Origin of the sequence: Paraburkholderia aromaticivorans, from assembly GCF_012689525.1 — a bacterium.
In the GTDB taxonomy this organism is placed as follows: domain Bacteria; phylum Pseudomonadota; class Gammaproteobacteria; order Burkholderiales; family Burkholderiaceae; genus Paraburkholderia; species Paraburkholderia aromaticivorans_A.
On record NZ_CP051515.1, the window covers coordinates 3,333,784 to 3,353,453 of the forward strand.

16 protein-coding genes and 1 pseudogene are annotated in these 19,670 nt (G+C 61.9%); 11 read left to right on the plus strand and 6 right to left on the minus strand.

Annotated features, from left to right (window positions below; genetic code table 11):
- Nucleotides 1–23: 23 nt before the first annotated feature.
- Together HF916_RS26735 and HF916_RS26740 are read right to left on the minus strand one after the other, a co-directional pair.
- Nucleotides 24–740: a glutathione S-transferase C-terminal domain-containing protein gene (locus HF916_RS26735; RefSeq protein WP_168791740.1), complete on the minus strand. Its 717-nt coding sequence runs from the start codon at nt 738–740 to the stop codon at nt 24–26.
- 204 nt (nt 741–944) lie between these two features.
- Nucleotides 945–1,964 carry an SGNH/GDSL hydrolase family protein gene (locus tag HF916_RS26740; RefSeq protein WP_168791741.1) on the minus strand — a complete coding sequence of 340 codons (1,020 nt, stop codon included), beginning with the start codon at nt 1,962–1,964 and terminating at the stop codon, nt 945–947.
- A gap of 495 nt (nt 1,965–2,459) precedes the next feature.
- Here HF916_RS26740 and ansB point away from each other — a divergent pair.
- A pseudogene (gene ansB / locus HF916_RS51745) lies at nt 2,460–2,748 on the plus strand (L-asparaginase 2); the annotation flags it as partial.
- Between the two features lie 52 nt (nt 2,749–2,800).
- Here the strand turns inward: ansB and HF916_RS26750 are convergent.
- Both HF916_RS26750 and HF916_RS26755 read right to left on the minus strand, forming a co-directional pair.
- Nucleotides 2,801–3,388 (minus strand): hypothetical protein, encoded by a 588-nt coding sequence (locus HF916_RS26750; RefSeq protein WP_168791742.1) that lies wholly within the window; start codon nt 3,386–3,388, stop codon nt 2,801–2,803.
- Nucleotides 3,389–3,888: 500 nt separating this feature from the next.
- Nucleotides 3,889–4,278, minus strand: coding sequence for a hypothetical protein (locus tag HF916_RS26755; RefSeq protein WP_168791743.1), 390 nt, complete (start codon nt 4,276–4,278; stop codon nt 3,889–3,891).
- Nucleotides 4,279–4,743: 465 nt separating this feature from the next.
- On the opposite strand from HF916_RS26755, the gene oxlT reads away from it, so the two are divergent.
- The 8 genes from oxlT (at nt 4,744) to HF916_RS26795 (ending at nt 14,711) form a co-directional block, all read left to right on the plus strand.
- Nucleotides 4,744–6,075, plus strand: a complete 1,332-nt coding sequence (oxlT, locus tag HF916_RS26760; protein WP_168791744.1) for an oxalate/formate MFS antiporter — start codon at nt 4,744–4,746, stop codon at nt 6,073–6,075.
- Nucleotides 6,076–6,139: 64 nt separating this feature from the next.
- A complete protein-coding gene (gene oxc / locus HF916_RS26765) occupies nt 6,140–7,882 on the plus strand; it encodes an oxalyl-CoA decarboxylase (RefSeq protein WP_168791745.1) in 1,743 nt (580 codons plus the stop codon).
- Between the two features lie 24 nt (nt 7,883–7,906).
- Nucleotides 7,907–9,157, plus strand: a complete 1,251-nt coding sequence (gene frc / locus HF916_RS26770) for a formyl-CoA transferase (protein WP_168791746.1) — start codon at nt 7,907–7,909, stop codon at nt 9,155–9,157.
- Nucleotides 9,158–9,263: 106 nt separating this feature from the next.
- On the plus strand, nt 9,264–9,695 hold the full coding sequence (locus HF916_RS26775; protein WP_168791747.1) for a PAS domain-containing protein: 432 nt from the start codon (nt 9,264–9,266) through the stop codon (nt 9,693–9,695).
- Between the two features lie 96 nt (nt 9,696–9,791).
- Nucleotides 9,792–10,718: a LysR family transcriptional regulator gene (locus HF916_RS26780; protein WP_168791748.1), complete on the plus strand. Its 927-nt coding sequence runs from the start codon at nt 9,792–9,794 to the stop codon at nt 10,716–10,718.
- 354 nt (nt 10,719–11,072) lie between these two features.
- Nucleotides 11,073–12,290 (plus strand): YbfB/YjiJ family MFS transporter, encoded by a 1,218-nt coding sequence (locus HF916_RS26785; protein WP_168791749.1) that lies wholly within the window; start codon nt 11,073–11,075, stop codon nt 12,288–12,290.
- A 49-nt stretch (nt 12,291–12,339) separates the two neighbouring features.
- On the plus strand, nt 12,340–13,443 hold the full coding sequence (locus tag HF916_RS26790) for an NAD(P)H-dependent flavin oxidoreductase (protein ID WP_168791750.1): 1,104 nt from the start codon (nt 12,340–12,342) through the stop codon (nt 13,441–13,443).
- The gene (locus tag HF916_RS26795) at nt 13,440–14,711 is read left to right on the plus strand and encodes an MFS transporter (protein WP_168791751.1); all 1,272 of its coding nucleotides are present in this window, start codon (nt 13,440–13,442) and stop codon (nt 14,709–14,711) included. The genes HF916_RS26790 and HF916_RS26795 overlap by 4 nt, the downstream gene beginning before the upstream one ends.
- A gap of 18 nt (nt 14,712–14,729) precedes the next feature.
- Here the strand turns inward: HF916_RS26795 and pstS (HF916_RS26800) are convergent, their stop codons facing one another.
- The gene (pstS, locus tag HF916_RS26800) at nt 14,730–15,764 is read right to left on the minus strand and encodes a phosphate ABC transporter substrate-binding protein PstS (RefSeq protein WP_168791752.1); all 1,035 of its coding nucleotides are present in this window, start codon (nt 15,762–15,764) and stop codon (nt 14,730–14,732) included.
- Between the two features lie 469 nt (nt 15,765–16,233).
- On the opposite strand from pstS (HF916_RS26800), the gene HF916_RS26805 reads away from it, so the two are divergent.
- Nucleotides 16,234–17,196 carry a CHAD domain-containing protein gene (locus HF916_RS26805; RefSeq protein WP_240975514.1) on the plus strand — a complete coding sequence of 321 codons (963 nt, stop codon included), beginning with the start codon at nt 16,234–16,236 and terminating at the stop codon, nt 17,194–17,196.
- A 49-nt stretch (nt 17,197–17,245) separates the two neighbouring features.
- Here the strand turns inward: HF916_RS26805 and HF916_RS26810 are convergent, their stop codons facing one another.
- Entirely contained in the window at nt 17,246–18,283 is a 1,038-nt protein-coding gene (locus HF916_RS26810) for a transporter (protein WP_168791754.1), read from the minus strand.
- A gap of 309 nt (nt 18,284–18,592) precedes the next feature.
- Between HF916_RS26810 and pstS (HF916_RS26815) the strand changes: the two genes are divergently transcribed.
- Nucleotides 18,593–19,618 (plus strand): phosphate ABC transporter substrate-binding protein PstS, encoded by a 1,026-nt coding sequence (gene pstS / locus HF916_RS26815; RefSeq protein WP_168791755.1) that lies wholly within the window; start codon nt 18,593–18,595, stop codon nt 19,616–19,618.
- Nucleotides 19,619–19,670 lie beyond the last annotated feature (52 nt).

Sequence of the window (19,670 nt, forward strand, 5' to 3'; positions counted from 1 at the left end):
GCCGAGTTGCCCATTCGCCCACCTCAAGGGGATACCCGCACGCGTAGCTCGAGGTTGATCCGCTCGTGAATCGCCTCGCAATGGCGAACGAGCGCGGGACGCGAGAGCACGTACTGCTTCAACGGCGTGTCGATCCGGTAGAAGTAGATGTTAGCGACGAAGCCATAGATCGCCGCGTCGACGGTGGTCGGCTCGGGCCCGAAAACAAATCCGTCGTTGCCGAGCAGGTCCGCCACGACACGCAGATCGTCGATAGCTCTCGCATAGACCTGCTCCGGCTCATAGCGGCCAATGCCTTGATAGTGATACCGCAACCGGTTGTATTCGCGCGCGGCTTCGAGATCGCCCGCGCTCACGTCTGCGTGTGTTGCGAGAATGGCGTCGCGGAAAGACGGCCAGAAGCGGTCGTCGCGCCAGCGTGAAAAGCTCATCGGCCAGTACAGGTCGTCGAGCGTTCTTCGGACCAGGAAGTCGAGATTCAATTGTCCCGGCGAAAGCGCGTGGTCGATGCGTAGATCGTACCGACGCTTTAAATGGGCGATGATGCGGTCGCTATCGCCGATCGTTTCTTCGCCATCCACCAGATACGGCAACTGTCCACGCGGCGCGAGGCTCGTGTCGAGGATGTGCCGATGCTCGAAGTCCATCCCGCACAGACGCATAAACGCGAATACCTTGAGACCGAAGGGATTGTTGTCGGCGACGCCAAACAGGTCGGGATAGGAATTAAGCGTCAGCATGAGGCACTCCTCGCCATGGGCCGTCACTCTACGAAGTAGTCGCTACTGCGGAGTGCGGAAGTGAGCGGGTACGATGCTCCCAAGCTTACTCGACTCGTGGTTGACCGTCATGTCATTGGCGTGCGAACGCATCGCGCGTGCGCGCGATGCCGATATATCGACGTGATCGGTTTTTCGCACGCGCCGTACGCCATCTCCCCTGCCTCAGTGACCCAGACCGCTCTTGGCGAGCTGCTGCTCCACGAACTGCGCGAACAGTGAATGCAGATGCGTCGTCGGATGAAGGTCGTCGGCGAACATGTATGTCTGGTCCGCGTTGCTGGTCGCGTAGGTTGGCGGCGAGCAGAGCAAGGACGTGTTATCGGGCGTTTTCTTGGGGTCGCAGGCCTGGCCGGTGTTCGACACGGCAAAGCCATTGGCCTGAAAGTTCGCGATGATCCCGTTCAACCACGTATAGGCATCGACCTGGATGACTTTCGCTTGCAGACCAGCGGTCTGCAACGCGCTGTTCAGGGTATCGTTGAACAGTTGCGATAACTGGGTCAAGTTAGCCCCGCCATCGGATGAGGCAAGACCGGTTGGCGAGAGCCCGACGTTCGGAAGATTCACCACCACGACGTGCGCGCCGCCGTTCTGGACAATCTGCCCGATTATCTGAGCCAGGGTGTTAGCCGCTGTCTGCACGGTCGGTGCAGCAGCCGGCAGTTGCCCGGCGCGAAGCACGTCGTTCGCGCCGGCCCAGACGAGCACCAGCTGATTGGCGTTAAAGCTCCCGTGCGCGGCCAGGTAGCTCGAAACCTGCTGATTAACCGGCATTTCGACGTTGCCGATCACTGCGGTCAGAAAATCGGACTGGTTTGCCGGCGTGGCCACGGTGGCGCCGCCTTCCGAATAACCGAGGCCGCCCTGCGCAGTGAGCTTATGTGTGATGTCGATCGTGTAGGCAGCCTTTAGCGTATCGCCGTAGTACTGCGCGACATTCTGACTCCACACCTGTCCGGGATTCGTCGTGAAACGCCCGCCGCCAACCGCGCTTGCGAGCGGCGCGTAGGTTCCAACGTCGGAAAGGCTGTCGCCGAACGAGACGATTTGCAGATTGATGCCGCCTGCCGGTGTGGCTGGGCTACTGTTACTCGAGTCGCCTCCGTGCCCGCCGCAAGCCGTAAGCAGTGAGAGCGCCACTGCAAAAATTGCAGCGCGTACCGTGTCATTTATTCCTCGCATCGCAACGTCTCCCTAGGTGGCCGGAGAGCCATTGCGACGTTGCGGCTTAACCGCCGGTCGCTCTCTCCCGCTAAGCCCTCTCCTTAAGCAAAAAGCGTGCGCTATCGTGGCTGGCGCTGCTGTGACGTCGTACAGCCTTCTAGGAACGGCGAGCGACGCGAAGCAATTAGGGAAACAGAGCCACCGTCAATCGAAGGATTCCGTATCAATCCGCTGTCCGGGTTTCGGCACGCACCTCATGGCGTATCGGACGCATTTCGCCAGCGTAGAATCACACACTCACTTCGAAACACGCACTCGCTACTACGCACAAAACCGATCCGACACGGAAATCAAGTGGATCGAGGACTTCATCGCACTTTCCCAGTATCAAAGCATCTCGCGCGCGGCGGAGTTCCGGAATGTCGCCCTCGACCCGATCAGGTACGAGCAGTTCACTGTGGGCGTCGATGTACTGCTGCCCGTTTGCCGACCCAATCCACGCGGTGCGCCTATCCGGCGAGCATTCGTTTCGTCGCGCCTGCGCTTGCCTCGACACGCGACACGCGACACGCTTGGCTTGCCGGCGAATGGCCGCTTGCCGCGCGTAGAAATCGTCGACGCGCGCAGCAACATGGACGGAGCGCAGATCGACCACGCGATCGCCGATGGAGCGAAAGGTATCGTGCTGGCGGGCGAAGGCGATGGAGATGCATCCAGGGAGGCGCTGGCCGCCCTCGATCGGGCCGCCAAGAAGGGCATTGTGGTTGTCCGCTCGACGCGTGTGATGTCGGGGTTCGTCAACGACGGCCCCGCGGCCGTCTTCGGTTGGCGAACTGCGATACCCGATCCGGACGTTAGTCTCGCGCCCGGTCGATCGCGCTGACAGCCAACTCCCGCGCAAGGTCCGCGTACAGTTCGGCCCACTTGCCTATTAAGCTGGGATCATCGGTCAGGAAAAGCGGGTGTTCGGCCCAGGCGCTGACGTCCGCACCTTTCCAGGCCATTTCGAATATCCGCAACTCCTCATCCTCGCTGACGCCGACGTCGACCAGCTCGCCGAACGAGGCGAGATTGGAGAGCGACACATTTTCGGCCGCAATGCCGTGGATAGCGGCCAGCGCGCCGGTCGCCCGTTTTCGCGCATCGTCGCGGCTGCCGGCAAACAGGAACACGATGCTTTCGTCGCGTGCGTTGTTGACCACCGCCCGATACAGCGAGGTTTTGCAGCGATGGCTCAGTTGCGTGCCCATGGTTGCCCCCGGTTCCGAAAACTGTTCGTCGTTTTGCTCCGCCGCCTGGGTTACGCTGGTTTGCGTCTCCAAGCGCTGCTGCCGGTCGCGGTATCTGTCGCTGCTCCAGTACAGGTAAATACCGCACACGACCAGGCAGGCCAGCGCGAGAATCCCGACGCCCCCAAGTATCGCCAGATCCGCATGCGCCATTTCGGGCCTCCTCTAGTCTCGCGCGTGCCGCGCCCGCCGTTTGCGGGATCTTGCCGGCACACCATCTATCAGAATACGGCGGCCCCACTCGACTTTTTAAACCGTCCCACGCATGAACCGGGCGTGAGCGGCGAAGAATCGGTCTGCTCGCATCGCCGGCGTGGCCATGATCTTGCGAGCGCAGGGAGGACGATGCTTCGAGTATCTGATGGGAGTGGCTAATGATCAACAGAGCACACCTCTCTATTGACCAATCGATCGCGCTATAGGACGCTATCAGGCTTACGCCAATACGCCGGACGGCAGTCACGCCGCGACCCCCATCTTCCGAAACTGCCCCGCCGCAGAAACGCCGGACCTAGATCGCGGCAACCAAGTCCAGCGGTTTCTCTTGCAGTTCGGCCGCGATGAAGTCGACGAATACTCGACCAGCCAGACGGGTGGCTCGCGCCATCGGCCGATAGGCCTGCACGGGCTGGCGCGCATGCCGTCCACCGCATCTACACGCCAGCCAGCGCCGGCAGTTCCACGTCGTACGAAACGCGTTCGCGCCAGCTGCTCATCTCTGGCTGATGAGCCACGCGACTCTGACGCGGCGCGCTTTCGACGCGTCTCGGCAGCGGCGCCGGATAACGCGCACGCTTCTTCTCAAGAATGGCCTGGCTCAAAAATTCTGCGCTATACGCTTTCAACAAGTGCGCATGATGCGCTTCGATGTACGCGGCGATCTGCGCCTGTTCACCATCGATCATGGCTAACAACGCCAGCGTCTGCGCATCCCAACGAAAGCGCAGGCCGAGTTCGTCGAAAGCGGCGTTATAGGCGCACAGTTGCGCCTGGATTTCAGCATGGTGCGCGCTGTCGCCAGCGTCGAATTGCAAGGGGGTCATGGTCGTCTCCATCAGGCATGGTGGCACGACCAAAGAGTAGAAGAGCCTATGAATAAACAATAGTTAAAGTTTTTTCGAAAAACGATAGTGCTTTGTTTATATATTGGTTTACCCCAAGTAGCCACAGCATCGAGATCTGCGCACCTTGGACAGCGAGTCGTCGCCCGCAATCAAGCCATGGTTAAGGCCGACAGCGCATCCATTAGGAATGCCGAATGCAAACCATAAAATGTTTTAACTTTTACTTATTGCTGTTCTCGCGCAGCATCCTCTCAGACGCGCTGCACGACCCATTGCCTCTCACCCGGCGGTTCTGCGCTCAACGGGTAAGGGTTTTCGTTAGTGCAGCTCCCTCTGGCCGACCATTGGCGCCTCGTTGCCGCAAATAAAACGGCGATGAAGCGGTTCGATCACGTAAGTCCAACGCGCCGCTTGAGCGCGACGGAATATACAGGAGACGGAGACATGGGACATTCCGGTGCATCGGAAAGAGGCCGCACTGCATTCACGCATCACCGCTGGGTGCAACTCGCGATCGGCATTGTGTGCATGGGACTCGTCGCGAATCTTCAATATGCGTGGACGCTGTTCGTCGTACCGATGGACAACGCGCACCATTGGGGACAAGCGGCGATCCAGACCGCGTTCACGATCTTCATCGTCACCGAAACCTGGCTCGTGCCCGTTGAAGGCTGGCTCGTCGACAAGTTCGGGCCGCGCCCGGTCGTAATCGGCGGCTCGCTGTGTGCGGCGCTCGGCTGGATCATCGACGCCCATGCGAGCAGTCTCGCCGAACTGTACGCCGCGGCAGTCATCGCCGGGATCGGCGCGGGCTGCGTGTACGGCACCTGTGTGGGCATGGCGCTCAAATGGTTTCCGGACAAGCGCGGTCTCGCCGCCGGTTTGACCGCGGCGGGTTTCGGCGCCGGCGCGGCCGTCACCGTGATCCCGATCGCCGACATGATCCAGCGCTCGGGCTACCAGCACACCTTCATGTTCTTCGGCATTTTCCAGGGCGTCTGCATTCTGTTGCTCGCCACCATGCTGATTCGGCCGAAGCCGCCCGCAACCGCCGTCGCCGCTAAACGCGTGGTGTCGAGCAAGATCGACTACACACCTGGCGAGATGATCCGTTCGCCGCTCTTCTGGGTGCTGTATCTGATGTTCGTGTTCGTTGCAGCCGGCGGCATCATCGCGACCGCGCAGCTCGGGCCGATTGCGAAGGAATTCGGCTTCGCCAAGCTGCCCGTGAGTCTGATGGGCATCACGCTGCCGCTCCTCACGATGACACTGTCTATCGACAACCTGTGCAACGGTTTTACCCGTCCCTTGTGCGGCTTTCTGTCGGATCGCATCGGCCGGGAAAACACGATGTTCATGATCTTTCTCGGCGAAGGCGTCGCGCTGCTGGGCCTCATGCAGTTCGGCCATAACCCGTACGCCTTCATGTTCTTCGCGGCCGCCGTGTTCCTGTGCTGGGGCGAAATCTTCTCGATCTTCCCGGCGACCTGCGCGGACACGTTCGGCAGCAAATACGCCGCAGCCAACGCGGGAACGCTTTACACCGCGAAGGGCACCGCATCGATGCTGGTGCCGCTTGCATCGGTGCTGTCGGCAAACGGCGGATGGAGCACGGTGTTCATCTCGGCCGCCGTGGTGTCGATCGCGGCAGCCGTGTCCGCGAAGTTCATCCTCGCCCCCATGAGAAAGCGCTGGATCGAAAACTCAGGCGCGCCGGCCAGCGTCGTCATCGCCGAAGCACGGCTGCAGCCGTTGCCCGGCGGCTCGCCTGATTGACTGACCACGTGAGCGCACCGCTCACGACACACCACACAACGCCCCGCCACCAAGGAGAGATGTCATGGCAGAAGCCGACCAGCCCACAACAGACAACACGTCGACACAACAGGCGACCGAGACGACCGACGGATTCCATCTCGTCATCGACGCGCTGAAACTGAACGACATCAACACCATCTTTGGCCTGGTCGGCATCCCGATCACCGACCTGGCGCGTCTTGCCCAGGCGGAAGGCATGCGTTTCATCGGCTTTCGCCATGAACAGCACGCAGGCAACGCAGCGGCCGTGTCCGGTTACATGACGAAGAAGCCGGGCATCTGCCTGACGGTGTCAGCGCCGGGCTTTCTGAACGGACTGACTGCACTCGCCAACGCGACTACCAACTGCTTCCCGATGATCCTGATCAGCGGTTCGAGCGAGCGCGAAATCGTCGATCTGCAGCAGGGCGATTACGAAGAGATGGATCAGTTGAATGCAGCCAAGCCGTACGCGAAGGCCGCATATCGCGTGTTGCATGCGGAAGATATCGGCATCGGCGTAGCGCGCGCGATTCGAGCCGCCGTATCGGGCCGCCCCGGCGGCGTGTATCTGGACTTGCCCGCCAAGCTGCTCGCGCAAACCATGGACGCCGTGAAAGCACAGCAATCGCTGGTGCGCGTGATCGACGCCGCGCCGCGTCAGTTGCCCGCACCGGAATCGGTCAAGCGCGCGATTGACGTGCTGAAGAGCGCCAAGCGTCCGCTGATCCTGCTTGGCAAAGGCGCGGCGTACGCGCAGGCCGACGCGGAGATTCGCGGGTTCGTCGAAGAAAGCGGCATTCCGTATCTGCCGATGTCGATGGCCAAGGGCCTGCTGCCCGATACACACGAGCAATCGGCGTCGGCGGCGCGTTCGTTCGTGCTGCAGGAAGCCGACGTCGTCGTGCTGATCGGCGCGCGTCTGAACTGGCTGCTCTCGCATGGCAAAGGCAAGACGTGGGGCGCCGAGCCGAAGAAGTTCGTCCAGATCGATATCTCGCCGACGGAAATCGACAGCAACGTCGCGATTGCCGCGCCGGTGATCGGCGATATCGGTTCGTGCGTGGCGGCGTTACGCGAAGGCCTCGATGCGAGCTACACGAAGCCGGGCGCCGAGTGGACCGGCGCGATCGCCGAGCGCAAGAACAAGAACCTCGCCAAGATGGCCGCGACGCTCGACAAGGACCCGTCGCCGATGAATTTCCACAGCGCATTGCGCGCAATCCGCGATGTGCTGAAGACGCGCCCGGACATCAACGTCGTCAACGAAGGCGCAAACACGCTCGACTACGCGCGCAGCATCATCGACATGGTCGAGCCGCGCAAACGCTTCGATTCGGGCACGTGGGGAATCATGGGCATCGGCATGGGCTTCGCGATCGGCGCGGCGGTGACGAGCGGCAAACCGGTCGTCGCCATTGAAGGCGACAGCGCGTTCGGCTTCAGCGGCATGGAACTCGAAACCATCTGCCGCTACGACTTGCCAGTGTGCACGATCGTCTTCAACAACAACGGCGTGTATCGCGGCACCGACGTGAATCCGACCGGCGGCAAGGACGTCGCGCCGACCGTGTTCGTGAAGAACGCGCGCTACGACAAGATGATCGAGGCATTCGGCGGCGTCGGCTACCACGCGACCACGCCGGAAGAACTGACGAAGGCGCTGCTCGAATCGATCGCCTCGGGCAAGCCGAGCCTGATCAATGCCGTGATCGACGAAGCGGCCGGCACCGAAAGCGGTCGACTGACCAATCTGAATCCGCAAAGCGCGGCAATGAAAAAGTAATCCAGGCAACCACGGAGATTCAACATGACCAAACCTCTCGACGGCATCAGGATCATCGACTTCACCCACGTTCAAGCGGGCCCCGCCTGCACGCAGTTGCTCGCCTGGTTCGGCGCGGACGTCATCAAGGTTGAACGGCCGGGTTCCGGCGACGTCACGCGCAATCAGTTACGCGATATCCCTGACGCCGACGCGCTGTACTTCACGATGCTCAACAGCAACAAGAAGTCGCTCACGCTGGACACGAAAAAACCCGAAGGCAAGGAGGTGCTCGAAAAGCTGATCCGCGAATCGGACGTGCTGGTCGAGAATTTCGGCCCGGGTGCATTGGACCGGATGGGCTTTTCGTGGGAACGCCTGAACGAACTCAACCCGAAGATGATCGTCGCCTCGGTGAAGGGCTTCAGCGACGGCCACCATTACGACGACCTGAAGGTCTACGAAAACGTCGCGCAATGCGCGGGCGGCGCGGCCTCCACCACGGGCTTCTGGGACGGCCCGCCGACCATCAGCGCGGCGGCCCTCGGTGACAGCAACACCGGCATGCATCTGGCCATCGGCATTCTGACCGCACTGCTGGGACGCGACAAAACCGGCAAGGGCCAGAAGGTCGCGGTGTCGATGCAGGACAGCGTGCTGAATCTGTGCCGCGTGAAACTGCGCGACCAGCAGCGGCTGGAACGTGTCGGTTACCTGGAAGAATATCCGCAGTATCCGCACGGCGAATTCAGCGATGTCGTGCCGCGCGGCGGCAATGCGGGCGGCGGCGGCCAGCCGGGTTGGGTGCTCAAGTGCAAGGGCTGGGAAACGGATCCGAACGCGTACATCTATTTCACGATCCAGGGCCATGCGTGGGAACCGATCTGCAAGGCGCTCGGCAAGCCCGAGTGGATCGACGACCCGGCCTACAAGACAGCGGAAGCACGTCAACCGCATATCTTCGAGATCTTCAAAACGATTGAAGGCTGGCTGGCCGACAAGACCAAGTTCGAAGCGGTCGATATCTTGCGCAAGTTCGATATTCCGTGCGCGCCGGTGCTGACAATGAAGGAACTGGCCAACGACCCGTCGTTGCGCGCGAGCGGCACGATTGTCGAAGTGCAGCACAAGAAACGCGGCTCGTATCTGACCGTCGGCAGCCCGATCAAGTTTTCGGATCTGAAGCCGGAAGTCACCGCCTCGCCGCTGCTGGGCGAACACACCGAAGAAGTGCTCGCGAGCCTCGGTTACAGCAAGCAGGACATTTTCAACCTGCGCGAAGTGAAAGCGGTTTAAATGCTGCTACGCAAGGCCGGGTATAAGCCCGGCCTTGCCGATGCGGTGCCCCTGGCGGCGCCGCATCTCATCCAGGCATTCGTGTTGTCACATTCGGGGGAGCGCCATGCAAAACGCCATCGACTTCCAGCAACTTGCCAACGCAATCGGCGACGCGATCATCATTTCAGACGCCCAAGGCAGCATCACATTCTGGAACCCCGCGGCTGAACGCATGTTCGGTTTTACGCAGAGCGAGGCGCTCGGCAATTCGCTGGACCTGATCATCCCGGAACGTCTGCGCGGCCGCCATTGGGACGGCTATCACAAGACCATGGCAACCGGCGAAACCCGCTATGGAAACGACGTGCTGCGTGTACCCGCCGTGCACAAGGACGGACGGTCGCTGTCGATTGCCTTTTCGGTCGCGTTGCTGCACTCGCCACAAAACGAACTCACCGGCATCGTCGCAGTGATCCGCGACGAAACCAGCCGCTTCCAGGAGGATCGCCTGCTGCGCAAGCGGCTTGCGGAACTGGAGGCGTCCGCCGGCGCTTGAGCGCTTGGCCGCTCGAGCGCCCCTGCTCCACTCCCTTTCGGTCCATCGCTGTAGACTCTGCCAGATCGCGTTTTCAATCACACCGGATCAGGCAACATGGATCGCATCGACGCAATGAAGGTGTTCGTCGCCACGCTCGACGAAGGCAGCCTGGCCGGCGCGAGCCGTCGACTCGGCCGCTCGCCCGCCGCGGTTAGCCGCGCTATTGCGTTCCTCGAAGAGCATGTCGGCACGGCCTTGCTGCATCGCACGACGCGCACCATCAAACTGAGCGAAGCCGGCGAACGCTATGCCGCCGCCTGCCGCCGCATTCTCACCGATCTCGAAGAGGCCGATCTGCTGATCGCCGGCGAGCGCTCCGCGCCGCGCGGGCTGCTCACGATCACTGCGCCGGTGGCGGCCGGCCAGGACATGCTGCAGCCGATCATCGACGAATTCGTCGACCGCTACCCGGCTGTGTCGGTACGCCTGAATATGCTCGATCGCCCGGTGAGCCTCATCGACGAAGGGATGGACCTGGCGTTGCGCATCGCTCATCTGCCCGATTCGACGCTGGTGGCGATCCCCGTCGGCGAAGTGCGGCGTGTTGTTGCCGCGTCGCCTCATTACCTGGCGAAGCACCCTCCAATCACCGAACCCGGCGATCTGGCCCAGCATCAGATCATCTCCATGACCCACTTCGGCCTGGATTCGTGGAGCTTTCCGCCGCCGAACGGCTCGACGATCCCGCGCGTCGTGCAGTTCACGCCTCGTTTTATCGTCAACAGTATTCAGGCGGCCGTGGCCTCGGCGGTCGCGGGACATGGCGTCACCCGCATGTTTTCCTACCACATCGCCGAACAGGTCAAGGAAGGCTCGCTCAAGATTGTCCTGAGCGACAACGAGCCCGCCCCGCTGCCGGTCCACCTGCTGACGCCGCACGGGCGCCTCGCCGTGCCCAAGGTGCGCGCGTTCGTCGATTTCGCGGCGCCGCGTCTGCGCCGGCATTTCACGCAGTCCCAGCGGATTACGACGCGAAATTGAACCGTTTCGCGGAAGAATGTCTGCCGAGTCGCGTGGATTCTCTCTTCAATCGGTTCAATCTAGACTTACCTCCATCGAGATCACCTGGCGCAAGCCGTCGGCCACCCCGGCAACTCACTGACACGACCGACGCCACGCTCGACTCGAATCGGCAATCTTCGTAACGGACAAACACCCCGCACATGGACGGCGGCCATAGCGTCGGCGCTCCAGGCATCGTTTGTCACATTGCGAGGTATTGCGGATTCAGTTTGCAATCCTCATGAGAGGCATTGCGAGCGGTGACCTTCGTACCTATCGTGTCGAGCCCGCCAGCAAGATGAGTCGGCGCGTAACCGAACAGTGGAGGCAGTAATGCAACGTGCAGTCGTCAACGAACCGATCCCGCCGGCATTCAATGTCTGGCGCGGCACGCGGGCAGGCGCCAGCGCGAGCCTTGTTGGTATCGGCCTCGCGCGCTTCGCCTATACCCCGTTGTTGCCGGCGATCGTCAGCGCGCACTGGTTTCCGGCGTCGACCGCCGCGTATCTCGGCGCGGCCAATCTCGGCGGCTATCTGGCGGGCGCGCTCGCAGGCGGTTGGCTGGCACGGCGCTTCGATGCCACATTTGTTTTACGCGCGATGATGCTGCTCGTGACCGTCGCGTTCGTCGCCTGCGCCTTTCCGGTTTCATTTCTCTGGTTCTTCGGCTGGCGCTTCGCATCCGGCCTGGCGGGCGGCGCGCTGATGGTGCTGGCCGCGCCGACGGTCCTCGCGCACGTGATCCCATCGCGCAGGGGCTTTGCGAGCGGCGCGATCTTCAGCGGTATTGGTCTTGGCATCGTGGCATCGGGGACGGTCGTGCCGATCCTGCTGCGTCAGGGCCTGATGCAAACGTGGCTGGGACTGGCCGCGATCTCCCTCGCGCTGACGGCCGTCGCGTGGAACGGATGGCCCGGGCGTGGCGAATCCGCCGCGCAGCACACGACGCATCACGCACAGCATGGCCAGACTTATCCGGCTGCGTCGCTGCGCGCGCTCTACACCGAGTATGCGTTGAACGCCGTCGGCCTCGTTCCGCACATGATCTTTCTCGTCGATTTCGTGGCGCGCGGCCTCGGCAAGGGTCTCGATGCCGGCGCGCAATACTGGGTGCTGTTCGGACTCGGGGCGATTGTGGGCCCGCTGCTGACGGGTCATCTGGCTGACCGCACCGGGTTCGGTCCGGCATTGCGTGTGGCCTATGTCCTGCAGATCGTCGCGGTCGCCTTGCCGGCTGTCGTGCGCGGGCCTGCGGCACTGATCGTGTCGAGCGTCGTAGTCGGCGCATTCGTGCCGGGCATCGTGGCACTCGTGCTCGGCAGGATCAATGAATTGCTCGCGCATCATCCAACTGCCCAAAAAGGCGCCTGGAGCGCGGCGACCACCAGTTTCGCCGTCTTGCAGGCCGTCGCGGCGTACGGTTTGTCGTTTCTGTTTGCGCACGACGGCGGCAATTACGCGACGCTGTTCGTGATCGGCGCGGCGTCTTTAGCACTTGCTCTCGCGGTGGATCTGTTCGCGGCGCTTCGCTTCGGTCCGAAGCAAGCCTAGCCACTCCGCTGCAGGCGACTCTACCCATTGCTCCAACTGTGAGAAACCCATGACCTCCAATACCCGCTTTCTGCAGGCACTCGGCGTACAGCATCCCATCATTCAGGCGCCGATGGCAGGCATCTCGACGCCCGCCCTCGCCGCCGCGGTCTCCAATGCCGGCGCGCTTGGCTCGATCGCCGTGGGTTCGAGCACCGCGCAGCAGGCGCGCGAACTGATCGTCGCGACACGCGCGCTCACGAGCCAGCCGTTCAACGTCAACGTGTTCTGCCATCGGCCGGCGTACAGCGATCCGCTTCGCGAAGCGACCTGGTTGGCGCATCTGCAGCCGCTGTTCGCCGAGTTCGGCGCCAGAACGCCCGTTGCGCTCAAGGAGATTTACACGAGCTTCGTGGTCGACGAGGCGCTGCTGCAGGGTTTGGTCGAAGAGCGTCCGGCTATCGTCAGTTTCCATTTCGGGCTGCCATCGCGCGAATGGATCAATGAACTGCATCGCGCCGGCATTCTGCTGTTAGGTTGCGCGACCACGCCGCACGAAGCCATGCAGATCGAGCAGGCCGGACTCGATGCGATCGTCGCGCAAGGTGCGGAAGCAGGCGGTCATCGTGGCGTCTTCAATCCGGACGACGACGCGATGATCGGCACCCTGGCGCTGGTCCGGCTGATCGCCAAACAGTCGACGCTGCCGATCATCGCCGCGGGCGGCATCATGGACGGTCAAAGCATTGCCAGCGCATTGCTCCTCGGAGCTAGCGCGGTGCAGATGGGCACCGCGTTCGTGCTGTGTCCGGAATCGGGTGCGGATGCCGCCTACCGGCACGCATTGACCACCCAACGCGCGTACCGGACGGCCGTGACGGCCGCGATCTCCGGTCGCCCTGCACGTGGTTTGAGCAACCGGTTGTATATCGACGTAGACTCGCCGGACGCGCCGCCGCTGCCCGACTATCCGATTGCCTACGACGCCGCCAAGGCGCTGAACGCCGCGGCCCGTGCAAAGGGCAACACCGAATTTGCCGTCCAGTGGGCCGGCCAGGGCGCGCCGCTCGCGAGAGCATTGCCTGCAGCGGAGTTGGTTGCCACCTTGGTGAACGAACTTGCCGAAGCAGAGGGCCAGTCACGCTCGCATGCAATTGCCGGGAAGACGATATGAACACCCCTCCGCAAGTTTCCCTGCCGTCCGGTCAGGCAACGCGCGGCCTCGATTATTCCGCGCGACATGAACGTTACTGGCGCCGCAATCTGGCTGTGTGCGTATTCGGCTCGTTCACCACGCTCGTCAGCCTGAGCATGCTGCTGCCGTTCTTGCCCATCTACGTCCAGCAACTCGGTGTGCAGTCGCAGGCCGCCGTCATCCAGTGGTCGGGCATCGCGTTTGGTGCCACGTTTCTGGGCACTGCCGTCACCGCGCCCGTGTGGGGACGCCTTGCCGATCGTTATGGCCGTAAGCCGATGCTGGTGCGCGCGGCCGTCGGCATGGCCGTGGTGATGTCGCTGATCGGCATTGCGCACAACGTGCATCAACTCGTCGCCCTGCGTTTGCTCGCGGGCCTCGTGGGCGGCTACTCGTCGGCGTCGACGGTGATGGTCGGCACACAGGCGCCGAAGGAACGCGCGGGCTGGGCGCTGGGCGTGCTGTCGACGGGTGCGCTGGCCGGCAACCTGATCGGGCCGCTCGTCGGCGGTTTTTTGCCGGGCTGGCTCGGCATTCGCGGCACGTTCTTGGCCGGCGGCGCCATGATCGCGGTCGCCGCGCTGCTCACGATTTTCGTCGTCAAGGAAGATTTCGACCCGGCCGCCCATGCCAAACGACGCCCGGCCGAGCGTGCGCCGGCGAGCACGCATCGCAACAACTATCCGGTCATCGCCGCGTTGCTCGTCACCGCGATGATGGTGCTGCTCGCCAACATGTCGATCGAGCCGGTCATCACCGTCTATGTCGGCAGTCTCGGCGTGCCGTCGCTGCATCTGACACGCGTGGCGGGAATCGTGATGGCCTGTTCGGCGCTCGGCAGCGTGCTGACAGCCGCCCGCCTCGGTGCATTGGCCGATCGGATCGGCAGCTGGAACGTGATCGTCGCTTGCCTGGTGTTGACCGGTCTGGTGATGATTCCGCAAGCGTTCGTTCACGCGTGGTGGCAACTGGCGGGATTACGCGCGCTGATGGGCATGACGCTGGCCGGTCTCTTGCCTGCGATTGCAAAACTGGCCCGGCATGCAGTGGAAGAGCACAAGACCGGTCAGATGCTCGGCTACCTGCAGTCGGCGCAATTCAGCGGACAGGTCATCGGTCCGATTATCGGCGGCGTGATTGCTGTCCATCTCGGGTTGCATTCCGTGTTCTTCGTCACCGGCTCGTTGCTGGTGGCGTGCGCCGCGCTTGCGCAGTGGGCGCGGACTCGTCAGGGCGTGGCTGTTTGATCGGAGACACTGCCGCCGTCATTCGCCCGCGACTGTTTTACCCGACGGATTCTTTACCCTCGCGTGCAACTGCGTGCGAATCTCACTCGCGACCGCCGGCGGCAGCGGAATATAGTCCAGGTCCTCCGCCGCCCGGTTGCCGTTCGTCAGCGCCCAGTCGAGGAATCTCAGCGTAGCCTCGCCGCGCTCCGGTTTGTCCTGCGCGCTGTGAAGCAATACGTACGTCGCGCCGACAACGGGCCATGCGTTCGCGCCCGCTTCGTTGGTCAGGATCGGAAAGAGCGATTTGGACCAGTCGGCGCTCGCGGCGGCGGCCTTGAATGTCTCCGGCCCTGGCTGAACCACGGCACCCGAGGCATTTTCCATGGCCGCGTACGACATATGATTCTGCTTCGTGAAATCCCATGCAACGTAGCCGATTGCACCAGGCAAATGTTGTACGAAGGTAGCGATCCCTTCGTTACCTCTTCCGCCTATTCCGCGCGGCCAGCGCACTGAAGTCCCCTCGCCGACCTTGCTCTTCCACTCCGGGTTAACCTGCGCGAGAAAGTGCGTCCAGATCAGCGTGGTACCTGAACCGTCGAGCCGACGGACCACGGCGATAGGCGTGTCGGGTAGCTTGATCGTCGGATTGATGGCGGCGATGGCCGGGGCATTCCAGCTGATGATTTTGCCCAGATAGATATCTCCGAGCACGCGTCCGGAGAGAATCAATTCGCCTGGCTTGATACCAGGTAGATTGATGACCGGCACGACACCGCCGATTACGGTTGGAAACTGAATCAGCCCATTCTTCGCCAACTCGTCGTCGCTCAGCGGCGCGTCCGACCCGGCGAAATCGACCTGGCTGACCATGATCTCCTTCAAACCTTCCGTCGACCCGACAGCGCGATAGCTCACCGTGCCGCCACCCGCACGCTGGTAGGCGTTGGCCCATTTCGTATAGATCGGCGCGGCAAAAGTACTGCCTGCGCCGGTGATGTCAGCGCTGTGCGCCGCGACCGCTAAAAAAGCGCCGGCCACGCTGGCCAACAATGTTTGTGTATAGCTCACGAAAGACCTCACTCGGAATTGTTGTTGAAGCTCGTGAAGTGAAGCTCGCCGGGTAACGACGCGTGGCGCGATGAAACTATTGTCTGGCGGGCTCTTTTAGACTTTCTATTTCCACCAGTTTGCCGTCGCGCTGCTGTGTGCCGATTTGAAAGAGGGCGGGCGCAGCGCTGAAATAACAACTTTTCTTATTACAGGACGATGAAGAGCGGGAGGCAAATTGAATCGCTCTATCACCACGGCATGAAAATGACTGTGATTCCGATTCGCCGTCCTGAACAGCGCGGCCTCTCCCTTCAAGCGAAAGTTCGTTGGAGGGTCGCGTGGACTCCGCTTCGTGCACAGCGCGGGCATGGCTCTCGAGATTTTTACGCTGTAGGATGGGTATCGCAGTTTGCTAAACGACCCGCCACGCGTCACCTTACGTTCACCTCACTTCCGTCCGCTTTTGGGACTCATGCAACTCGAGCCGATGAACTCCACACCTGACACGCGTGATCCCGCATCTGCAACCGCATCTGCACAAGAGCGGAACGCAGACAATCCCGGCAAACGAGGCGGCACGATTGCGCCGGACATGTCGCCGGCAGTGGCTTTTTCGACGCTGGCCACGCTAATGGCCGCGCAAGTGGCGCAACGCATCGGCAGCTTGTGCGTGAGCGCGGATGCGGAAAGTCCGCACAAACTGCGTGTCGTGCTGCGTCGCTTGCGTTCGCTGTGGTGGGCTTACGATCCGCTTATCGACAGATCGCAGGCAAGATGGCAGCGGCGCGAATTCAAGGCGCTCGCTGATTCCGCCGGTCAAACGCGTGACTGGGATATCCTGAAACACTTACTGGCGGAAGATGCGTCGACACTGCATTCTTTCGCGGCGCTGATCGAACGTCTCGATCTATTGCGTGGCAATGCGCTGTTGCGCAGTCGCGCAACGATCGCCGACGCGAACGCCGAAGCCATGCTGACGCAGCGAATAGCGGGCGTGATTCAGCAACTCGACGCGTGCTCGTTCGACGAACCGCTCGCGGTATTCGCCGCGAACCGTGTTGCAACGGCCAAGCAGGCACTGCGAAAACGGTTGAAGCGTGTGCTGGGAAATCCGGACGCCGGCTACGCCGAACTTCACGACGTCCGCATCGCGGGGAAGAAGGTGCGCTATCTGCTGGAGTTTTTCGCGCCGCTGCTCGATAGCGGTAACGAGATCAGCGTCGTGGAACTCACGCAATTGCAGGACGAACTGGGCAAGCTCAACGATATCGTTTCGAGTGAAGCGCTACTCCTGGCGCATGCGGATCGGCTGGGTGAGCCCGGCGTAGTCGACGACGCAATCGCGTATCTGAGGCATCGCAAAGGCCAGCACATGCAGCGCACGGATGCAGAGTTACACGCACTCAGCGACCGGCTTGCCGTCGAGCGTCCCGGCGCCGGCATGAACTGACGATATCGCGTTACACGGCCACTGATGCTGAAGCCGGACGCAACGTCCCTTATCGTTCCTTGCGTCGACGAAAGGCCCACCATCCCGCGAGCCCCGTAAAGCCGGCGACGAGTAACACCATCACCCAGAAGCCGTGCCGGTTTTCAGCGAGCGGAATACCGCCCACATTCATGCCGAAAAAACCCGCGACGATATTGATCGGCATAGCCAGAACCGTCACCAGCGTGAGCGTAAACAGCGTGCGGTTGTTCTGCTCTTCGAGGCGGGAGATGATTTCCTCCTGCAACAGTCTGACCCGTTCGATCAGCCCGGCCACATCGGAGAGAACCACGGAAAACTCTTCCGTCGACTCGCGCAGGTCCTGTACGTCCTCCGAATGAAGCCAGCGCGGCGGCCTTGCGAGCAGACGGAAGATCGCGCCGGGTTCAGGCGCGAGCATGCGCTGTAAGCGCGTCAGCATACGACGCATTGCGCCCAGGTCGATCCGGTTCTGTGTCGGCCGCTGCGACAGGAACCGGTCCTCGATCCGGTCGACGTCGGCGCTGGTTCGCCGGACGATCTGCACCAACAGGTCAGCCTGGTCATGCATCAGGTGAACCAGCAATTCCGCTGGCGACCTGAATACTTCGCCCTCCCGAACGGAGGCGCGCAATCGGTCGACCGAACGCAGTGGCTTGAGACGCGCGGTCACGATGATCCGCTGATTCGCGTAAATCCACAGCGTCGCAATCTCGGAGGGCGTGAACTCGAGATTGAACATGACGTCGTTCACGACCGCGCGAAGTGCGCCGTCCGCATGTTCGATACGCGTCGAGTGCGAGCCTTCGCGCAGTGCGTCGAAAAACGTCTCGGGCAAATCGAGCTGGGCTCTCATCCAGCGTTCGCTGGCACTATGCGCCAGATTGAAGTGAAGCCAGAGAAACTCGCTGCCTTCCTTCGCTGGGCCGTTTGCGTCGTGGGCCCGGAGCCATTCGACGACTTCGTCGGCGTCGACAGAGCGGCCGGCGCGAGTCGAAGAAAAAAGAAAGCCGCAGACCATGCCGGACGGGTCCGCGCCGTAGGTTTGCAGTAGCAGATCAGATTTCATAGGTCATTCAGCGTTTGCTTCCCATGCGGGATTGGCCTATCCAGCAATCTGGCGGCCGAAATCAGAACCGTGGTGATCGCCATACGATTCCAACTCCACGCGCCGCACAGATTGAACCGGAATCAAAGGCCTGAGCATATCGCGGCCGATCGAAAGAAGGTTAACCCGCTAGTTTTCACGACGTCGACTTAGCAAATGCTTAAGGTTAGGCAAGCGGATCATTTAATTTGAGTAGTCACAAGAACGTCATATTTCACCCTTAAGTTGCAGCCCATCGAAGGCGATCGCATCGCCATGAGGAGTCTCGCCATGAATCTCAAGCAACTTACGCTGGCTGTGTGTGCGCTGTGTGCCAGCGCCGCACATGCCGCCGACATCACCGGCGCGGGCAGTACCTTCGCCGCACCGATCTATACGAAATGGGCCGACGCCTATCAAAAGACCGGCGGCGGCAAGGTCAACTATCAGGGCATCGGCTCGTCGGGCGGCATCAAGCAGATCATTGCGAAGACCGTGGATTTCGCCGGCTCGGACGCTCCGCTCAAAGACGACGAACTGGCCAAGGACGGCCTGTTCCAGTTCCCGACGGTGGTCGGCGGCGTGGTGCCGGCAATCAACGTGCCGGGCGTGAAGGCCGGCGAACTGGTGCTGTCGGGCGAAGTGCTCGGCGGTATCTATCTGGGCAAGATCAAGAAGTGGAACGATCCGGCGATCGTCGCGCTGAACCCGAAAATCAAGCTACCGGATACCGACATCGCCGTGGTTCGCCGTGCCGATGGCTCGGGCACGAGCTTCATCTGGACGAATTACCTGTCCAAAGTGAGCCCGGAGTGGAAGTCGAAAGTGGGCGAAGGCGCGACGGTGAGCTGGCCGACGGGGACGGGCGGCAAGGGTAACGACGGCGTTGCCGCTTTCGTGCAGCGTCTGCCCGGCGCGATCGGCTACGTCGAGTGGGCGTATGCGAAGCAGAACCATATGACCTATGCTGCGCTGAAAAATGCAGCGGGTACGGTGGTCGTACCGGCGACTGACACCTTCAAGGCAGCGGCAGCGGGCGCGGACTGGTCGAAGTCGTTCTACCAGATCCTGACGAACGAGCCGGGCAAGAACGCGTGGCCCGTGGTCGGTGCGACGTTCGTGCTGTTGCACACGACGCAGGACAAAGCACCGCAAGGCGCCGAAACGCTGAAGTTTTTCGATTGGGCGTTCAAGAACGGCGGCAAGGCGGCGGATGATCTCGACTACATTTCGCTGCCGGAATCCGTGACGGCTGAAATCCGCGCGCAGTGGAAACAGAAAGTGAAGGACGCGTCGGGCAAGCCGGTCGCGCCGTAAGCGTTGGATTCATGGGGCGCGCGTCGCATGCGCGCGCCTTTGTTTACCAAGC

What these genes read in the sequence shown, in the direction of transcription:
- HF916_RS26735 (WP_168791740.1), bottom strand. Translation starts at nt 740, where the DNA reads ATGCTGACGCTTAATTCCTATCCCGACCTGTTTGGCGTCGCCGACAAC.
- HF916_RS26740 (WP_168791741.1), bottom strand. Translation starts at nt 1,964, where the DNA reads ATGCGAGGAATAAATGACACGGTACGCGCTGCAATTTTTGCAGTGGCG.
- HF916_RS26750 (WP_168791742.1), bottom strand. Translation starts at nt 3,388, where the DNA reads ATGGCGCATGCGGATCTGGCGATACTTGGGGGCGTCGGGATTCTCGCG.
- HF916_RS26755 (WP_168791743.1), bottom strand. Translation starts at nt 4,278, where the DNA reads ATGACCCCCTTGCAATTCGACGCTGGCGACAGCGCGCACCATGCTGAA.
- oxlT (WP_168791744.1), top strand. Translation starts at nt 4,744, where the DNA reads ATGGGACATTCCGGTGCATCGGAAAGAGGCCGCACTGCATTCACGCAT.
- oxc (WP_168791745.1), top strand. Translation starts at nt 6,140, where the DNA reads ATGGCAGAAGCCGACCAGCCCACAACAGACAACACGTCGACACAACAG.
- frc (WP_168791746.1), top strand. Translation starts at nt 7,907, where the DNA reads ATGACCAAACCTCTCGACGGCATCAGGATCATCGACTTCACCCACGTT.
- HF916_RS26775 (WP_168791747.1), top strand. Translation starts at nt 9,264, where the DNA reads ATGCAAAACGCCATCGACTTCCAGCAACTTGCCAACGCAATCGGCGAC.
- HF916_RS26780 (WP_168791748.1), top strand. Translation starts at nt 9,792, where the DNA reads ATGGATCGCATCGACGCAATGAAGGTGTTCGTCGCCACGCTCGACGAA.
- HF916_RS26785 (WP_168791749.1), top strand. Translation starts at nt 11,073, where the DNA reads ATGCAACGTGCAGTCGTCAACGAACCGATCCCGCCGGCATTCAATGTC.
- HF916_RS26790 (WP_168791750.1), top strand. Translation starts at nt 12,340, where the DNA reads ATGACCTCCAATACCCGCTTTCTGCAGGCACTCGGCGTACAGCATCCC.
- HF916_RS26795 (WP_168791751.1), top strand. Translation starts at nt 13,440, where the DNA reads ATGAACACCCCTCCGCAAGTTTCCCTGCCGTCCGGTCAGGCAACGCGC.
- HF916_RS26805 (WP_240975514.1), top strand. Translation starts at nt 16,234, where the DNA reads ATGAACTCCACACCTGACACGCGTGATCCCGCATCTGCAACCGCATCT.
- HF916_RS26810 (WP_168791754.1), bottom strand. Translation starts at nt 18,283, where the DNA reads ATGAAATCTGATCTGCTACTGCAAACCTACGGCGCGGACCCGTCCGGC.
- pstS (WP_168791755.1), top strand. Translation starts at nt 18,593, where the DNA reads ATGAATCTCAAGCAACTTACGCTGGCTGTGTGTGCGCTGTGTGCCAGC.